Source organism: Microcoleus sp. MON1_C1 (genome assembly GCF_036701945.1).
Classification (GTDB): domain Bacteria; phylum Cyanobacteriota; class Cyanobacteriia; order Cyanobacteriales; family Microcoleaceae; genus Microcoleus.
Window position 1 is genome coordinate 83,850 of record NZ_JAUBRO010000002.1, and the last position, 15,147, is coordinate 98,996.

17 protein-coding genes are annotated in these 15,147 nt (G+C 44.6%); 11 read left to right on the top strand and 6 right to left on the bottom strand.

All coding sequences use genetic code 11. The features are described 5' to 3' along the window. The first annotated feature begins 841 nt into the window (after positions 1–841). Both QUA62_RS01600 and QUA62_RS29300 read left to right on the top strand, forming a co-directional pair. Complete coding sequence (locus QUA62_RS01600; RefSeq protein WP_333402092.1) at positions 842–1,078, top strand: hypothetical protein; 237 nt, start codon at positions 842–844, stop codon at positions 1,076–1,078. A 97-nt stretch (positions 1,079–1,175) separates the two neighbouring features. Then, positions 1,176–1,268, top strand: a complete 93-nt coding sequence (locus QUA62_RS29300; RefSeq protein WP_445301631.1) for a DUF255 domain-containing protein — start codon at positions 1,176–1,178, stop codon at positions 1,266–1,268. Positions 1,269–1,308: 40 nt separating this feature from the next. Here the strand turns inward: QUA62_RS29300 and QUA62_RS01605 are convergent, their stop codons facing one another. After that, entirely contained in the window at positions 1,309–1,440 is a 132-nt protein-coding gene (locus QUA62_RS01605; protein WP_333402093.1) for a hypothetical protein, read from the bottom strand. A gap of 189 nt (positions 1,441–1,629) precedes the next feature. After that, positions 1,630–3,204: an outer membrane protein assembly factor BamB family protein gene (locus QUA62_RS01610; protein ID WP_333402094.1), complete on the bottom strand. Its 1,575-nt coding sequence runs from the start codon at positions 3,202–3,204 to the stop codon at positions 1,630–1,632. 127 nt (positions 3,205–3,331) lie between these two features. On the opposite strand from QUA62_RS01610, the gene QUA62_RS01615 reads away from it, so the two are divergent. After that, the gene (locus tag QUA62_RS01615) at positions 3,332–5,419 is read left to right on the top strand and encodes a thioredoxin domain-containing protein (RefSeq protein WP_333402095.1); all 2,088 of its coding nucleotides are present in this window, start codon (positions 3,332–3,334) and stop codon (positions 5,417–5,419) included. A gap of 202 nt (positions 5,420–5,621) precedes the next feature. Here QUA62_RS01615 and QUA62_RS01620 read toward each other — a convergent pair whose 3' ends face one another. Then, on the bottom strand, positions 5,622–5,867 hold the full coding sequence (locus QUA62_RS01620) for a helix-turn-helix transcriptional regulator (RefSeq protein WP_333402096.1): 246 nt from the start codon (positions 5,865–5,867) through the stop codon (positions 5,622–5,624). A 17-nt stretch (positions 5,868–5,884) separates the two neighbouring features. Next, positions 5,885–6,097 (bottom strand): helix-turn-helix domain-containing protein, encoded by a 213-nt coding sequence (locus QUA62_RS01625; protein ID WP_190663558.1) that lies wholly within the window; start codon positions 6,095–6,097, stop codon positions 5,885–5,887. Positions 6,098–6,309: 212 nt separating this feature from the next. Between QUA62_RS01625 and QUA62_RS01630 the strand changes: the two genes are divergently transcribed. From QUA62_RS01630 to dxs, 5 genes are all read left to right on the top strand, one after another. Next, on the top strand, positions 6,310–6,465 hold the full coding sequence (locus tag QUA62_RS01630; RefSeq protein ID WP_333402097.1) for a hypothetical protein: 156 nt from the start codon (positions 6,310–6,312) through the stop codon (positions 6,463–6,465). Between the two features lie 113 nt (positions 6,466–6,578). Further along, complete coding sequence (locus QUA62_RS01635) at positions 6,579–6,899, top strand: hypothetical protein (RefSeq protein ID WP_333402098.1); 321 nt, start codon at positions 6,579–6,581, stop codon at positions 6,897–6,899. A gap of 29 nt (positions 6,900–6,928) precedes the next feature. Next, positions 6,929–7,270: an HNH endonuclease gene (locus QUA62_RS01640; protein WP_333402099.1), complete on the top strand. Its 342-nt coding sequence runs from the start codon at positions 6,929–6,931 to the stop codon at positions 7,268–7,270. A gap of 81 nt (positions 7,271–7,351) precedes the next feature. After that, on the top strand, positions 7,352–7,546 hold the full coding sequence (locus QUA62_RS01645; RefSeq protein ID WP_333402100.1) for a DUF4926 domain-containing protein: 195 nt from the start codon (positions 7,352–7,354) through the stop codon (positions 7,544–7,546). Between the two features lie 293 nt (positions 7,547–7,839). Further along, complete coding sequence (gene dxs / locus QUA62_RS01650; protein WP_333402101.1) at positions 7,840–9,747, top strand: 1-deoxy-D-xylulose-5-phosphate synthase; 1,908 nt, start codon at positions 7,840–7,842, stop codon at positions 9,745–9,747. 68 nt (positions 9,748–9,815) lie between these two features. Here the strand turns inward: dxs and QUA62_RS01655 are convergent, their stop codons facing one another. After that, on the bottom strand, positions 9,816–10,577 hold the full coding sequence (locus QUA62_RS01655; RefSeq protein WP_333283966.1) for a M10 family metallopeptidase C-terminal domain-containing protein: 762 nt from the start codon (positions 10,575–10,577) through the stop codon (positions 9,816–9,818). A gap of 68 nt (positions 10,578–10,645) precedes the next feature. Here QUA62_RS01655 and QUA62_RS01660 point away from each other — a divergent pair, with 68 nt between their 5' ends. The 3 genes from QUA62_RS01660 to QUA62_RS01670 are packed head-to-tail and all read left to right on the top strand — an operon-like array spanning position 10,646 to position 12,556. Further along, positions 10,646–10,963 (top strand): hypothetical protein, encoded by a 318-nt coding sequence (locus tag QUA62_RS01660; protein WP_333402102.1) that lies wholly within the window; start codon positions 10,646–10,648, stop codon positions 10,961–10,963. Further along, positions 10,960–11,328, top strand: a complete 369-nt coding sequence (locus QUA62_RS01665) for an aspartyl protease (RefSeq protein ID WP_333402103.1) — start codon at positions 10,960–10,962, stop codon at positions 11,326–11,328. The genes QUA62_RS01660 and QUA62_RS01665 overlap by 4 nt, the downstream gene beginning before the upstream one ends. A 7-nt stretch (positions 11,329–11,335) precedes the next feature. Continuing rightward, the gene (locus QUA62_RS01670) at positions 11,336–12,556 is read left to right on the top strand and encodes an NAD(P)/FAD-dependent oxidoreductase (protein ID WP_333402104.1); all 1,221 of its coding nucleotides are present in this window, start codon (positions 11,336–11,338) and stop codon (positions 12,554–12,556) included. A 69-nt stretch (positions 12,557–12,625) separates the two neighbouring features. Here the strand turns inward: QUA62_RS01670 and QUA62_RS01675 are convergent, their stop codons facing one another. Continuing rightward, positions 12,626–15,103, bottom strand: a complete 2,478-nt coding sequence (locus QUA62_RS01675; protein ID WP_333402105.1) for a sulfotransferase — start codon at positions 15,101–15,103, stop codon at positions 12,626–12,628. Positions 15,104–15,147 lie beyond the last annotated feature (44 nt).

Below are 15,147 nucleotides of genomic sequence, written 5' to 3' on the forward strand. Positions count from 1 at the left end.
AGCTCTAAATTATGCCCTTAAAAAGTTTTTGATCCGTTAATGTACGGTAGAAAATTTTAAGTGATACCTTGATTGCTGGGTAAAAATAGGTAAAAACCGATGGTGACAGTTGAAACTGCCGAATGTGGACTATAACTCAGGACAAAATCTTGGATCGTATTCGGTGCGTCGATTCTCGCTTTCCGATTCAGCAACAAGCGCCATTTAGACTTATATGTTGCACCATTACCAAGAACTGACTCTGGGGCCCGTTCCACAAAGAATGAGTTTTCTTGTCGGGAGTAGGGGGCGGGCAGGAGAGCCCGCCCAAAACAGGCTTATTGATCGTGGTGCAACATCTCAGTTTAGAGACCAATGGTTTCGGTGGTCGTTATTCTCTGTTACGCCGGAACTTTGGCCGACTAAAGGGACGACTCGACTTTCTGGGACATTGTTTTCGGAACGCCTCTGCGGTAGAAGCGGCGTTGGTAGTTACCTAAAAATGTCGGCGTTGCACAATTTGAGGATGATTCTTGTGGGGTGTCCCGCCTGCGGTGAAAATACACGCCTTCGGGCTAGAGGAGCCCATCCCACAAAAAAATCAAAATCATTCGGCAATTAGGCAACGCCAAAATGTCGGGACTAACAATTCTATTTCTGGGTCTGCTTGCGCTAAAAATTTGTTAATATTATTTTTGGGAAAAAAGTCAATTCCTATATTTGACGGTGACACGCAAGTTGAAAGACTTGACGCAGTAAGGGTTTGAGCTGCTTGTCTTCAAAAAAATGTGTGCGTGCGATCGCTAATTTTTAGACTTTCTGCAGGGTCAAAAGATGATCGTTCGGGTTCGCTACCATCAAAATGGTCAATAAACTTGTGATAATTACTACTCTCTTGAGGGAGGTTCAAGAGCCTAAACCCTCTAAATATCAAGGTTTCAGCGGCTTTCTCACTCCGTCAATTCCCAGATTCAGTTTGGCACTGTTGGAGGACAGCAGGAGGAACCGTCGCAGTCAGCAAAAATTTTCCCAGCCGTTGATTGAAGGTTCTCCGAGACGATCGACTCATTTGACATCTAAATTATCAGCGATCGTCTGAAAACAGGATGATCGGCAGCAAATCAGCTAAAACATCTCGCGCTAAACTGCTAGAGAACTGACAAGCTTACCCCGCACGAGTTCAAGTGGATTTGATTGTGGTCAACCGTCTTGCTCAATCCCAAACCCTTTATCTGCGAAAACACGCCGAAAATCCTGTGGACTGGTGGGCCTGGTGCGACGAAGCCTGATAAAGGGCTCGGAGGGAAAATAAAGCGATTTTTCTGTCCATTACTCTAGCTGCCACTGGTGTAGGGTGATAGAAGGTGAAGCATTTTGCGATCGGGCGCTCGCAAGCTGTAAAATACCTTGAGCATCCTCTGAACCGTAAACTTGACTGATTTGAGTTTCATGAGTTGCCATAACGAGTTTCTGATAATTTCCGAAATTATTTCTCTCATACATATAACCGCAGTTAAACCGCAGGTAGGAATAGGTCGCGGATTTCAACACCCTTTTAAGAACAGGCAAGATGCCTGTTCCACAACCGAGTCTACTTATTGTGGAACAGGCATCTTGCCTGTTCCCGATAGAGGTACAAAATACCAATAACTAACCCAAAGTATACATCCAGCCATCCCTGGCGCAAATCCTCACAATTCCGTCCCAAACTACAGGCGTCGCCTCAAATGACAAACCCGGCTTAAATCTCCCCGATTCTATTACTTTCAAACGGTAAAACTCGCCTTTAGCATTTCTAAAAGCATTCTCATCCCCAGACTTCGCTCGTTCCCAATTCAACTCGAACAAATAAACACCGTTGTATCCCGCACTTATCAGTTTATTGCCATCGGTAAAAATCGGAGTCGAAATTGAAGAACCAATCGCTTTTTTAAATACTATTACCGGAGTATCGTAAGACTGGTTTCGCCAAGGCACAGAAGTTTTTTTACCTGTAATCATGTCTTGGGAACCGATGTACAAATTGCCGTCGATCGCATTTGTGGCAAACAGCGCCGGAAACTCCCCTGAATTGTACTCGTCATTCAACGCCACAGAGCCGATTATCCCGCCTTCCCAGCTAGAAAGGCGGCGATTTCCCGTCGGCAAAAACCATTCGACGCTGGCATTCGGTTCTTTGTTGGGATTTAGCTTCAGCACGCCGCCGTTGCCCTGAATGTATTGTTTTTCAATGGCACAAAACAGTTTTCCCGATTTAGAAATTACAGCACTTCCGTCCAAATCTGAACCTGTATAGAAATCCCAGACTATCTTTTTAGTTTCAATGCTAATACCGTAAATATGACCGGAACCAGCAGCTATAAATATTCGATCTTTGAGCCTTGATGGCGATGATTCCGCGACCAGGTTTCCCCTGTGCTTGCTGATATCTCCTGCTGCATAAAGCTGTACTTCCGACAAGATATTTGGCTGCTTGATTCCTTGTTTAATTTTTGCTTGGCTTGTGGAACTATCGAGAAAATAGCCGATCGCATTTTCCCCCGCATTGAACAAAACGCCACCGCCGAGATCCAAAGCGCTACTGTCGTTATCCCGGCTGTAGCTGGGCGTTCTCCTGATGTCCAATTTCCAAAGTTCCTTGCCAGTTCTAAAAGATATTGCTCTAAAACTCGGCACAACATTTTTGCCACCGCCACCGCTGCGGCTGCCTTGCAAAATCACAATTCTGTTTTCGGCGCTGGCTTTTTCATCGATATAAATTGTTGATGAACCTTTGATTATATCATCAAACTTATAGCGCCAAACTTCTTTATTAGTAGCAATATCTATTTTCCGCAAATTGTGGTCATAAGCACCTATAATTAAATAAGTTTTTCCCCCGTCTCTGGTAATTGTCGGCTGTCCAGTCCAACCGGCGCCGCTCCAAACTACAGACCGCCTTCCCAGAAAAGTCCGTCCGCTACCGAGTTGAAATTTGTCGATTAATTTCAAGCTTTTCGGAACACCTCGACCGTAGAAGCGGCGCTTGTCGTTACCTAAAAAGGTCGGGACTAATAATTCTATTTCTGGGTCTGCTTTCGCCAGAAAATTGTTAAGATTCGTTTCTAATAAAGCTTGGTCCGAATATTCAGTTTGGTACAGTTGGGAAACAGTAGGAGGAACTGCCGCGCTCAGCAAAAATTGTCCGAGCCGTTGATTGAAGGTTCTCCGAGATGATAAACTCATGTTAGATCGAGATACTCAGCCATAATATTAAAACATGATTATCGGCAACAACTCAACTAAAACATCTCACGCTACACTACGAGAGAAATAACAAGCTTACTGACTACGAGTTAAAGTATATTTGATTATGGTCAACCGTCTTGCTCAATCCCAAAGCCTTTACCTGCGGAAACACGCCGAAAATCCGATCGACTGGTGGCCCTGGTGCGACGAAGCCTTAGAAGCGGCCCGGAGCGAAAATAAACCGATTTTCCTGTCAATTGGCTACTCTAGCTGCCACTGGTGTACTGTGATGGAAGGAGAAGCATTTTCCGATGACGCGATCGCCGAATACATGAATTCGCATTTTATACCCGTAAAAGTCGATCGCGAAGAACGCCCAGATATCGACAGCATTTATATGCAAACCTTGCAAATGATGACCGGTCAAGGCGGTTGGCCGCTCAACGTTTTTCTCACTCCCGACGAGCGAGTTCCCTTCTACGGAGGCACTTATTTCCCTGTAGAACCGCGCTACGGACGACCGGGATTTTTAGAAGTTTTGCAAGCAATTCGCCGCTTTTACGACACAGAAAAAGGCAAAGTAGAAGCCTTCAAAGCAGAGATTTTAGGCAACCTCCAACAGACGGCAGCGCTGTCAGGAGTAACGGCAGAATTAAATCGCGAAATCTTTCAAAAAGGCTTAGAAATCAACACCGGAATTGTTGCCGGCCACAACCCAGGTCCCAGTTTTCCGATGATACCTTATGCTGAGCTAGCACTGCGGGGAACGCGATTTAATTTTGAATCAAAATACGACAGCAAACAAGTCTGCACTCAGCGCGGATTAGACTTAGCATTGGGCGGCATTTACGACCACGTAGCAGGCGGATTTCACCGCTACACGGTTGATGCGACTTGGACTGTGCCACACTTTGAAAAAATGCTTTACGACAACGGTCAAATTGTTGAGTATTTAGCGAATTTGTGGAGTGCGGGAATACAAGAGCCTGCTTTTGAAACTGCGATCGCGGGGACAGTAGAATGGTTGAAGCGAGAAATGACCGCGCCAACAGGCTATTTTTATGCTGCACAGGATGCTGATAGTTTTAACACTTCAGAGGAAGTTGAACCGGAAGAAGGAGCATTTTATGTGTGGACTTATGCCGAACTGGAACAACTGTTAACGGCTGAGGAATTAACGGAAATTAAAGCACAGTTTACTGTTAGTCGCAGCGGCAATTTTGAAGGTCAAAATGTATTGCAGCGCCGCCATCCTGGAAAACTGAGCGACACGGTAGAAACGGCTTTGGCTAAACTCTTTGCGGTTCGCTACGGTGGCAATCCCGATACTGTAAAAACCTTTCCGCCAGCCCGTAACAATCAAGAAGCTAAAAACGACAGTTGGCCGGGTAGAATTCCCCCAGTTACTGACACGAAAATGATTGCTGCTTGGAATAGCTTAATGATTTCGGGTTTAGCCCGCGCTGCGGCTGTTTTTGATAATTTGGAATATCTGGAATTAGCTGTGAAAGCAGCTAATTTTATTTTAGAGAATCAGTGGACGGATGGGCGGTTTCAGCGGTTGAATTATGACGGACAATCTGCTGTAACCGCGCAGTCGGAAGATTATGCTTTGTTTGTGAAAGCTTTGTTGGATTTGCACCAAGCGAGTTTGACTCTAGGAAACGGGGAAGAGGCAAAACAGTTGCCGAATTCTCAGTTTTGGTTGGAGAAAGCTGTGCAGGTGCAAGAAGAGTTTGATGAGTTTTTGTGGAGCGTGGAATTGGGAGGATATTACAATACTGCTAAGGATGCTAGCGGAGATTTGTTGGTGCGGGAACGCAGCTATATAGACAATGCAACTCCGGCGGCCAATGGAATTGCGATCGCCTCTTTGGTTCGTCTCGCACTGCTGGGCCCGAATTTAGAATATCTCGATCGCGCCCAACAAGGTTTGCAAGCTTTCAGCAGTATTGTACAAGACGCTCCGCAAGCTTGTCCGAGTCTACTTTCGGCGATCGACTGGTATCAGCATTCTACGCTGATTCGCACGTCACCCGACCAGATTTCCGGGTTGATTTCGCAGTATTATCCGACTGCTGTCTGTCAGATTGAGGCTGATTTGCCTGAAGGTGTTATCGGGTTAGTTTGCGAGTGTTTAACTTGCAAAGAACCGGCGAAAACTCAAGAGCGGCTGTTGGAGGAAATTTTGCAAAGTCAAACGCGAGTATAGCACGGGTATCGGGTTTAGGAGATTCTTAGTTTTCAGGCGACGCATTTTGTATGGTTCGTCGCCTATGAGATTATCGAGCTGATTTGAATATCTGCGATGGAGCCGCATCCGCTCGGTATTTTGTGATATCAAATCCGTTGACATCGGAATTATTATCTCTCTCTTCTCTTTCTCTGTGTCCTCTGTGCCCTCTGTGGTTTAATCATTCCGATCTAACCGGAATTGATATGAGTCCTCCATCTTCCAAAATCTCCACCAAATCTTCCATTGTTACATCGAAGGCGCGGGCGATTTTGTAGACAGCAGAAATATCGGCCGTGTTCAAAGCATCGCGCTGAACGTAGCTTCTAACAGTGTTGTAATTCACTCCCGATCGATCGGCCACTTCTTTAAACGTCCAACCCTTTTGCTCAGCTAGTTCTCGAATCCGCAGTCTAACGTAGCCCATTAGTGCGATCGCCTCTACTATTCCAAAAACTCGACCAAATCTTCAATCATTACGTCAAAAGCAAGGGCGATCTTCTGAACGGCGCTAAGGTCAACCGTACTCATGCCGTCATCCCGTCTAGCATAACCCTTAACCGTGTTGTAATTAACCCCAGAGCGATCAGCGACATCTTGCAGCGTCCAGCCCTTTTCTTCTGCCAATTCTCGAATCTTTAGTCTAACTCGCCCCATTTTGCCCTTGACAACAGGTTAGTATTAACCTTCAATATAAGAATAACTCAAAACGATCGCCCTCCTAGCCTCGAAAACTTAAGGGCGATCGCCTTTTCTACCACACCCCACGAACGTGGGGAAGGATTACCCTATGATACCAACATCAAAGCCCAAATTAAACTCTCATCCTTGGTGTATCGTGCGGTAATTGCCAAATATGCAGCGATTGGTTGTGGCAAGGTTCCACCGCCGAGGCGATGCACCAGGGATATATGCAAATTTTACGGCGGTTGTTGCCGGCGGCTCAACAGGCGATCGTATTTGATACGACTGGGGCCGAGAAATTGCCAGAAGTTCGATCGGCTGAATTAGAACGAATACTCTAATGAATCGATGGGGGCGATCGCCTTTTACAACAAATGCGATCGTTCCTTCATAAAATTCACTTGACAATCGATCGGCTACAATATTTCAAGAGTATCTGAGAGTTTTGATCCCTATGAATACTCAATTAATGGTGAAACCTTCATCCTTGATGCCCCAAGGCATCATAATGGTAGAGTTTGGGAATATTTACTTATTCAGATTTACCGACGAGATCCAATCTCGTATGGAAGAATTGCTAGAGAGAAAAAAACTAGATTTGCTAACTGCCGATGAAATTCCTGAATTAGCTGGCATCATCGAATTATCCCGAATTTTTACGTTTATTAACGCCCAACTTTCCACTCAAGCCAAATGGTGTCCGATCGAACTCGACAACTTATACGACAACGAGCTAAATACCTCTGCGAATACTGCCACTCTCCCGAATATCTAAGCCCCGATCGCTTTACCATAGATCATCTCATGCCCAAATCTCTCGGCGGGTCTGATGAAAGTGAAAATTTAGCATTAGCTTGCCATCGCTGCAACGAACGCCACTACAATTTTACCAAGGGAATTGACCCGGAAACTCAGCAAGAGGTTTCCTTATTTAATCCTCGTCAGCAGCACTGGTCAGAGCATTTTATCTGGACTGCAGATGGTCTAAATATTCTCAGTAAAACTCCAGTAGGTCGAGCAACTTGCAATCGGCTTGACCTTAATGATGAACGTTATGATGAAGAGGATTCGATGCGGCGCTCGCGCAGGTTTTGGGTGCAAGGCGGTTGGCATCCACCTGCGGAAGATCCTCGTCAATTAGAATAAGTGCGATCGCGAAACCCAACTTGACATCAGCTATGTTATATTCCATGAAAAAGGGATATAAAAATAAATTTTACAATAAAAATGCTTGATGTCGTTGCATTACTAGAAAATTTACCAGAACCGGGCTTATATCGCGGTCAAGAGGGAACAGTAGTTGATGAATATGATGCAGAATTTGTTGAGGTTGAGTTTAGCGATTTGCAAAATCGTACCTACGCGCTAGAAGCGCTTGGCAAATCACAGTTAATGATTTTGCATCATAGTCCGCTTGCATAAACCAAATGGCTAAAAACTCAGCCCTCACTACAAAAAGTAGTTGGAAATTCCTAAGAATCTCCATGCAGCTAACACTTAGCGATTAGCAAATTACAATATAAGCAGTTTTTATATTGACTCTGTAATATTTATTAACTATAATTACCAGGTCAGAAATAATAAAATTGTTACGCCTAACAGTTTTCCCCAAATAACAGCTAAACTGTTCTAACGTTTGCGCGTCCCCAGCGTCGCAGGCTCAACCTATAGCTGTTAAGGATTCGTCCTGATTCACAGGAGCAAGATTTTAAAATATGCATCTCAGCGAACTGACTCACCCAAACCAATTACACGGCCTCTCGATTCATCAACTCGAACAAATTGCCCGACAAATTCGAGAAAAGCATTTAGAAACTGTAGCCGCTAGCGGCGGCCACCTCGGCCCAGGATTGGGTGTAGTCGAACTGACCTTAGCACTCTACCAAACACTCGACCTCGATCGCGACAAAGTTACCTGGGATGTCGGCCACCAAGCTTATCCTCACAAATTAATCACCGGCCGCTACAACCAATTCCACACCCTGCGCCAAAAAGACGGCGTTGCAGGCTATCTCAAGCGCTGCGAGAGCAAATTCGACCATTTTGGTGCCGGTCACGCTTCTACAAGCATTTCCGCAGCATTAGGAATGGCGATGGCGCGCGACCTCAAGGGCGAAAACTTTAAAACTGTAGCAGTCATCGGCGACGGCGCATTGACTGGCGGCATGGCACTCGAAGCGATCAACCACGCGGGGCATATGCCGAAAACCAATTTGTTAGTTGTGCTCAACGACAACGAGATGTCAATCTCGCCCAACGTCGGCGCAATTACCCGCTATTTGAACAAGATGCGACTCTCGCCGCCGGTGCAGTTTCTCAAAGAGAACTTAGAGGAACAATTCAAACACATTCCCTTTGTGGGCGAAACTTTTACTCCAGAAATGGAACGCCTCAAAGAAGGGATGAAACGCTTGGCTGTCTCGAAAGTTGGAGCAGTAATTGAAGAATTAGGCTTTACTTACATGGGCCCGGTAGATGGGCACAATTTGGAAGAGTTAATTACCACTTTCAAACAAGCTCATACTATTCAAGGGCCGGTGTTGGTTCACGTGGTGACGGTGAAGGGCAAAGGATATGCGATCGCCGAAAAAGACCAAGTAGGGTATCACGCCCAAAATCCCTTTAACTTAGCCACCGGCAAAGGCATTCCCTCCACTAAACCCAAGCCTCCAGCTTACTCGAAAGTCTTTGCCCACGCCCTGGTAAAGCTAGCAGAAGATAATCCGAAAGTTGTCGGCATTACCGCTGCTATGGCAACCGGAACAGGTCTGGATAAACTTCATGAAAAACTGCCGAAACAGTACATTGATGTAGGAATTGCCGAACAGCACGCCGTGACGTTAGCCGCTGGTTTAGCGTGCGAAGGAATGCGCCCGGTTGTAGCAATTTACTCGACCTTTGTGCAGCGGGGATATGACCAAATAATTCACGATGTTTGCATCCAAAACTTGCCAGTTTTCTTCTGTTTGGATCGCGCCGGCATTGTCGGTGCTGACGGCCCCACTCACCAAGGAATGTACGACATTTCTTTCTTGCGGTGTCTGCCAAATATGACAATTATGGCGCCAAAAGATGAGGCAGAATTGCAGCGGATGATAGTCACCGGAATCAACCACACCAGCGGCCCGATCACCATGCGTTACCCGCGCGGCAACGGTTACGGCGTGCCTCTGATGGAAGAAGGTTGGGAAGAATTGCCGATCGGCAAAGCCGAAATTCTCCGCAACGGCGACGATTTGCTGATATTGGGTTACGGTTCAATGGTTTATCCGGCAATGCAAACCGCCGAGATTCTGAGCGAGCACGGCATTGAAGCAACTGTGATCAATGCGCGTTTTGTCAAGCCTTTGGACACCGAATTAATCTTGCCTTTAGCACAGCGAATCGGCAAAGTTGTCACAATGGAAGAAGGCTGTTTGATGGGAGGCTTTGGTTCAGCAGTAGCCGAAGCTTTGTTGGACAATAATGTTGTTGTTCCAGTGATGCGGTTGGGTGTACCCGATACATTGGTAGATCATGCAACGCCTGAACAATCATTTGCCAGTTTGGGATTAAATCCGTCGCAAATGTGCGATCGCATCTTAGCAACCTTCAGCCGCAAACAGTCTCCTGTTAGCGTGTAAATAGCTAGAAGGGTAGGGTGCGCTAGGCGCACCTTACCATTCGAGACTAATCCTAAGAAATACCCGATCTATGACAGTGTAATAAAACGATCCCGCAAGTCCGATGGTGTCACATTCAGAACTCTACCTAAAATTTGACCGCTTGAAGCTATTTGAATCGTAGTAGCGTCATAACTACCATTTCGATCTAGATCATAGTCGGCTACAGAAATTTTGCCTTCTTGAGGAAATCTCCCCGAAACAAAGCTAATATTTCGCAATGGCATTGAATAGGTGGTTAGTCTGAGACTGGCCTCAGTTATACCGTTAGTCAGACCAATTTTATCAAGAGACTTTTCAAAGTCTAGAATGGTATCCCACGCCTGTACACTACTGTTAGGGTTACGTTTTGGATCTCCTAAAACAATATCCGTTCTTAGGACGAACACATCACTACCCGTTCCCCCTTTATAAAGAGTGTAACCCAAGTCGCCGCTCAGAGTATCGCTACCTGCACCTCCATCTAATAAATCATCACCTCGACCGCCATTCAAAATGTCGTCTCCGTCACCACCCACGATATAATCATCACCAAGACCGCCAATGAGAGAATCTCGACCAACTTCGCCGTATAAATCGTCTTCGTCTCTACCGCCTTGCAAGTTGTCATTGCCATCACTACCGAATAAAATATCTTTACCAGCATTTCCGTTGATGATTTCACTCTCAAACGAGCCTCTGATTGTATCATTGCCATCTAAGGCCAGAACACCTCCAGGGAACTGAACCATCAAACCAGGAAGGACTGTAAAATTATCAGGATTAGGAGTCAAGTTGAAAGTATTTGCCATAATTGATTTCAGAAAGATTCAATTAAACCAATAAATATAGTACCATCTGACACAAGGGAGAAAAAACAATGACTAACGTGAAACCGAATCACACTGTGCGGCGGGGAAGATTGTTCCCAGAAATTCAGTGGTCAGAAGAAAAAAAAGCCCAGTGGCGGGCTGAAAGAGCGGCATTTCGCAAGCGTTGCAAAGTAATTTTCGAGCGCCTTAAACCAGAATTTATTGACACTCACTACAACTGGTACATGGCGGTTGAACCCGATAGCGGGGAATATTTTATCGACAAGGATGATATGGCGGCTACCAAAATGTGTCGCCAGAAACACCCAAACGCTATCCCCTACCTTTTCCGCATCAACAATACAGGGGCGTGCGGCTCAATATGATTGAAGGAAGATTTGGTGATGAGGACGAGCTATTTTTTGAAGTTGAATTGATTGCTAATAACGGCTTAGAATTACCTGTTGATGCTCTGCTAGATACAGGTTTTTCGGGCTGCTTAGCAATGGACGAGCAAGATTTCGAGGGACTTGATTGGATTTATATTAGGCGACAAGAAATGCGGACAGCCAAGGGAGAATTTGATTTCGATCTTTATGCAGGAAAAGTACGCATAGATGAGCAAGAGTTTGACATTCCCGTTCATGTGGGTGACGGAGTACCGGAAATTTTAATCGGCCGCCAGTGGCTGAAAACTCGGCGGTTAGTAGTTGATATGTCTGCGGGTATTTTGACATTGGAAGCGAGTTAAAAGCAAAATGAATTTAAAAAGTTTTGACATAGTAATAGTAGGAGCCGGCCCAGCAGGCGGTCACTGCGCGAGAATCCTAGCCAAATCCGGCCACAAAGTCTTGCTGGCGGAGCAAAACGACAATTTTAATAAAAATGACTTTTCCAGCGCCGCCACCCCTCTAGAAACTCTCTCTAAATTCAATTTACCCGAATCCGTTATCGGCAGTTTTTGGCATAAACTTACTATTGAAACTAGCAAAGTCAGTCAAAGTTGGGAGTCTCCCGAAAGCTTGGGAGTTGTTCTCAACTTTGCTAAATTTAGAGCATTTTTGGCCAGCGAAGTTGAGGAATTTGGCGGTGAAGTTTGGCTTGGTTATCGCTACACCGGACATTCACAAACCAAGGGGGAAACTACAGTAGAATTTAAACAGTTATCCAGCGGTCAAATTATCACAGTTAGCACGAAAGTATTGGTGGATGCTACTGGCTTTGCTAGGGCGGTTATGTACGAAAAAGAGAATGATAAGCCAGCTTTTTTGTCGGGAACCGGAATCGAATATTTAATTGAAGTAGAGCCAGAAGTTTACAATAAATACAGCGGTGATTTAATCTTCTTTTTGGGCGATAAATGGATGCCCAAGGGTTATTCCTGGATATTCCCAATGGAACAGAACAGGCTGAAAGTTGGTGCGGGCCGCATTTTTTTAGATCCGAAAACGGTGAGGCATTTGTCACCGCTGAAAAAATATATTGATTTACTTATTGATGAATATCTGAAGTCTAAAAATTATAAAATTATTGACAAACACGGTTCGACGCTGAAGTACAGTCCTGGTTTGAAAGATATTTATTGTAAAAATAATATAATTGCGATCGGCGATAGTGTCTCGACAGTAAATTTTTTGGGTGGCGAAGGAATTAGACACGGGATGGATGGTGCGGAAATCGCCGGGAAATATATTCAAAGGTATTTGGAGGGGAAAATCTCAGATTTTCGGGATTATGAGACGGAAATGCACCGCAAGTTTGATCGGAAATGGAATATTTCGGAAAGGTTGGCGGTGAGAAAGTATATCGATGATGTTAATGATAAACTGACAGATAAAATGATTTCTTATTTAAAGTATATGAAAACAGAAGATGTTATGCAGATTTTATTTGATTATAAATTCGAGAAAATTTCCCGAGGGTTAGGCGGTTATTTGCAGCGAAAAATCAAGGAATTGATTAATAAATTTCACTTGTAAGGTGGGTCCGTTGAGAGATTGTTAATTGAGAAAAAAATCTCGCTGATTGACGCACCTTACTAAGCTAACTTAAGCTAATTTAAAGGCATTTTCGGCGGTGACTTGAATGCGCGGCAGCGACAATAAAGAATCGTCAAAACTGCTAAAATTTAATTGATATGATACACCAAAAGTATATCCACTAGCTCCAATTAAATGCGCTACAATTGGAGCGACATCCCCGTAAGGATAGGCAAAACATTTAACAGATTTCTCTAATCCCCGTTCCAAGATAGCACGGGATTTGGCCGCCTCCCGCACAATTTCTGTGGGCGACAATGCAGTCAAAGGTTGATGAGTAGCAGACATAGAACCGAATTCAATCCCTGCATCCCGCAGTTGCAAAATTTCCGGCCATCCCATTAACGCCACTTCTTCAAATTCGGCTTTTTCCCAACTATTTGTCTTTCCTATTGACTCCGCTACCAGAAAAACAGTGGCTGTAAAATCAAAGCGTTTTAGCAGAGGCCAAGCATATTGGAAAAAGTCGAGATAGCCGCCGTCAAATGTTATCAATACAGCTTTACCGGGTAAAGGAGTTTTAGCCTGTTTCGCGCTTCGCCAATTTTCCCAACTCGCACTGTAATAACCCAGATTTTTGAGCTTGTGTAACTGTTGTTCAAAAATCTGGGGAGTAACTGCGTCTAAACCGTCAGGAGAAATGCGGCGGTAGGAGAGAATCGGGAGTTTTTGTGTAACGCTATGATTGTCAAAAACTTGAGGTTTCACCGAGTGAGAAACTTCCCGATAAGAAGATTTTGAGCAAATGATTTCCGGTGCGTAAAAGACTTGCTTTGGAAACTCGTTTTCTGGGGGAATTTGCCTTGTCGGTTCCCCAACGTAAAAGACTTGCTTTGGAAACTCGTTTTCTGGGGGAATTTGCCTTGTCGGTTCCCCAGCGATTGCCGCCGCTGACTCGATTTCCTGCAGCGCCGCCGCCGGGAGTGAGGCGCGACGGCTGACACTCGTCCCGATCGCACCCGATCGCCTGCCGAAAATCACCGCATTTGGGGGATAAATGCCCCCAGCACCCGGTGCATTCCAGCAGTCGGGCAAATTCGACCTTTGTTGAGCACAAGAGGCTAAGCGTGATCGTAGCCATTGCTTGCCGTTGAGTCGTTTTCCCAGCAAAGCTTCTCGCACGGCTGCGACGCACAACTCAAAACCAATATTTTGAGTAATTGTCGATCGCAATTTTTGAGCCGAAACAAAATTATTTTCCACCGCAACAGTGACAATACCGACAGCAACGCCGCCTACTTTCACCAGCACGTCTATTTCAGAAAGCTCAACTTTTATATTAGCCAATTCCTCGCTAATTTCTAAGACAATCAAATCTTTTTCAATGGTAATTGTTGAGACTTCCTCAGCTATTTCAGGCTTGTAGAAATCCTCCAAATGCCAATGCGGACGCCCCCATAATTCTTGCAGAAATAGCGTCCAGTCATGTTTAGGGTGCAATGGTTCCAGCAAAGTTTCCCACAATTTATTGCCTTTTTCGCAGCGATTTCGTTGAAAGAAGCGATCGAGAATGGGCCAAGCAAGCTGGGCTGCGATCGCATCCGCCAAAATCCCAGCCGCAACCATGCAATCGCAAATCGGCAATTCAATAATACCGAGTTTAATTCCTTCTAGTGTGATCGTACAGCACAGGCGATCGCATATTTGCCAAGCGTAAATATCAGAAATTCGTTCCGTCACTTCCACCGTAACTTTCCAGGCCATTTCCTCCTTGACTCGCTGAATTTTATCTAAAATATATCTGATTTCCTTGCGAGTGAAAATTTTATGATATTTGTGAACGTTACTACTTTTGACATCTCTCTCAATTCCTTTGTGCCAAGGTAGATTTAAACTGAGGTTCGCTGCTTTTTCTTGATAGTTAACGAGCATTGTGTCGTCATATTCAATGCCCATAAAATTACAAATTTTTCCTAAAATTTGGGTTTTGTTATCTAAAAGATCCTCATATTTAACTAATATATGATTCAAATTATTAATATATTTGTGGCTAGTTAACATCGCGTGTTCCCACCGATCGATACAGTGGTTTAAATCCCAACCAGCGCCCCACAATTCGTTAAAATTCCTAGTAGCCTCATACATAGAAGCTATTGTATCCATACCGTTTCGTAAAATATGTATGAATTTCGCATTCGGCAAAAAGCGCTGTATGTCATCAATAAAATATATGTGTTCCGGCGTTTTTTCCAACCAAATGCTTTTTTTTTGTTCAGCAGCCAAACCATCCAAAACTCTCACAAACCAACTAGCTTTAGCTTCCACAGTTTGGGTGTCATCAAAATCTTTCAAAAGTTCAGGACGTTTAATCTCATCCTTAAAAAAAGCTTCCATTCTACCTGGCAACTTTCCCGCAAACAGATCGTACAGCAAATAGTGAAAAAACTTAGATTCCGGAAAAGAAATAACTTCTGGATGAGCCGCTAATAAGCTTTGAAGAATTGTTGTGCCACTGCGAGGTGCTCCTACGAGAAATATGCGTTTCATAACATTTTGCCCTTATAATTAACGGTATATTTTGAGGGGGGTTG